Below are 1,762 nucleotides of genomic sequence, written 5' to 3'. Positions count from 1 at the left end.
TGAAAATGATCAATGGGTTGAAACCACGCTCGAGCCTGCCACCGAAGAGGAAGCAGAAGCGACCATTAAGGTCATGGGTGGAGAAGATTGGGAAAGCTGGATTGATACTCTCATCAACACGGAATCCGTCGCTCAAGGTTGCAAAACCATTGCATTCTCATACATGGGCCCAGAAGTTACTCACCCAATCTATCTCGATGGTACTTTAGGCCGAGCCAAAATTGATTTGCACCAAACCAGCCATGCATTGAATCTGAAACTGGCTAACTTCGACGGTGGTGCTTACGCCACGGTGTGTAAAGCTTTGGTAACGAAAGCCAGTGTTTTCATCCCTGCTCTGAGCCCTTACCTTTTAGCTCTGTACCGAGTAATGAAAGAGAAAGGCACGCATGAACGCTGCATCGAACAAATGCAACGTCTGTTCACGACGAAGCTTTACGATCAGCCTAAAGTTCCTGTTGATGGCGAGCGATTGATTCGAATTGATGATTTAGAACTGGATCCGCAAACGCAGGCTGAAGTGAGTCATTTATTAGAACAAATGAATGCGGAGAACTTTAAAGAGATTGGTGATTACCAAGGCTTTAAAGACGAGTTCATGAAACTAAACGGCTTTAACTTTGACGATGTAGACTACTCGCAAGACATTTCGTTAGAAACCTTGGCGTCACTTAAGCCATAAGTTCGTCAAATTTGTTTCATATTTGAGATGGCTTCCAACAATTTAGGGTCCTGAAAGGTTTTCAGGACTTTTTTTTGTTTCGTCTGTGGGCGACCCTATACTTAAGTAAAACGACTAATGTTATAACAATTACTACTGCATAAATCTTCGATTCACAGGATGTGAAACTACCGGAAAGGAAGACCTCTATGGGGAGATTTCAAACACTAGATTATGAGATTCCTGAATCCATGCAGCGAAGCTGGCAGGATATCGTCAATCTCCTCGCACAGATTGCAGACGTGCCAACCACGCTTATTATGCGAGTGCATCAAAACCACATCGAAGTAAACACCTCAAGTGACACTCAAGGTAATCCATTTAAAGCCGGCGACAAAGAAGATCTTGGACATGGTTTGTACTGTGAACATGTCATTGAAACCAAAAGCCAACTGGTTGTCCCAGATGCCCTTGCCGATGAAAAATGGTCGAATAACCCGGACATCAAACTTGGTATGCTCTCCTATTGTGGTTTGCCGTTGTTTTGGCCAAATGGCGAAACGTTTGGAACCATTTGTATGTTGGACTCCAAAGCCAATGAGTACAGCGAAACTTACCGGCAATTGCTCAATACGTTCAAGGACTCAATAGAAGCTCAACTTGCTGTTGTCTACCAACAATACAAACTGTTGAGACTTAACAGCGAACTTAAAAATCGCGTAGAGAACCGAACCACTGACCTCGCCCAACTCAGCTTTTCACTCACTCAAGAAATTGACCGCCGCAAAGCCGCTGAAAGACAAGTTAACTACCAGAAAACCCATGACCAAGGTACCGGATTTCTTAATCGCGCCGCTCTGGAAGCTGTCGTTGAAGATACGCTTCAATCCCTAGAACACGGGCATCAGTCTTTAATTGTTATAAATGTGGGCTTTAGTAATGCGCGTAGTATACAAACTCGATACGGCTTTGAAGCGTTTGATGAGATCCTCAAAGAATTTCGTAAGCGCCTTGGAACGAACGATTCAAACTACTTCATTACTGGTCGCCCAAGTTCAAACGACTTAGTGCTTTTGTTATGGGGAGAAGATGCTAATTCGA

The 1,762-nt window shown here is 43.9% G+C and carries 1 protein-coding gene and 1 pseudogene; both read left to right on the top strand.

Annotated features, from left to right (window positions below; genetic code table 11):
- Positions 1 to 682: pseudogene (locus R7E00_RS22730) on the top strand (bifunctional NADH-specific enoyl-ACP reductase/trans-2-enoyl-CoA reductase); the annotation flags it as partial.
- Positions 683 to 870: 188 nt separating this feature from the next.
- Positions 871 to 1,762, top strand: an 892-nt coding sequence (locus R7E00_RS22725; RefSeq protein WP_318124505.1) for a GAF domain-containing protein, incomplete at its 3' end; no start/stop codon positions are given.

The organism is Vibrio sp. Vb1755, from assembly GCF_033338635.1.
GTDB lineage: Bacteria > Pseudomonadota > Gammaproteobacteria > Enterobacterales > Vibrionaceae > Vibrio > Vibrio alginolyticus.
The sequence above is the reverse complement of the archived record's forward strand: the minus strand, read 5'-3'. Positions and strand labels throughout refer to the sequence as shown.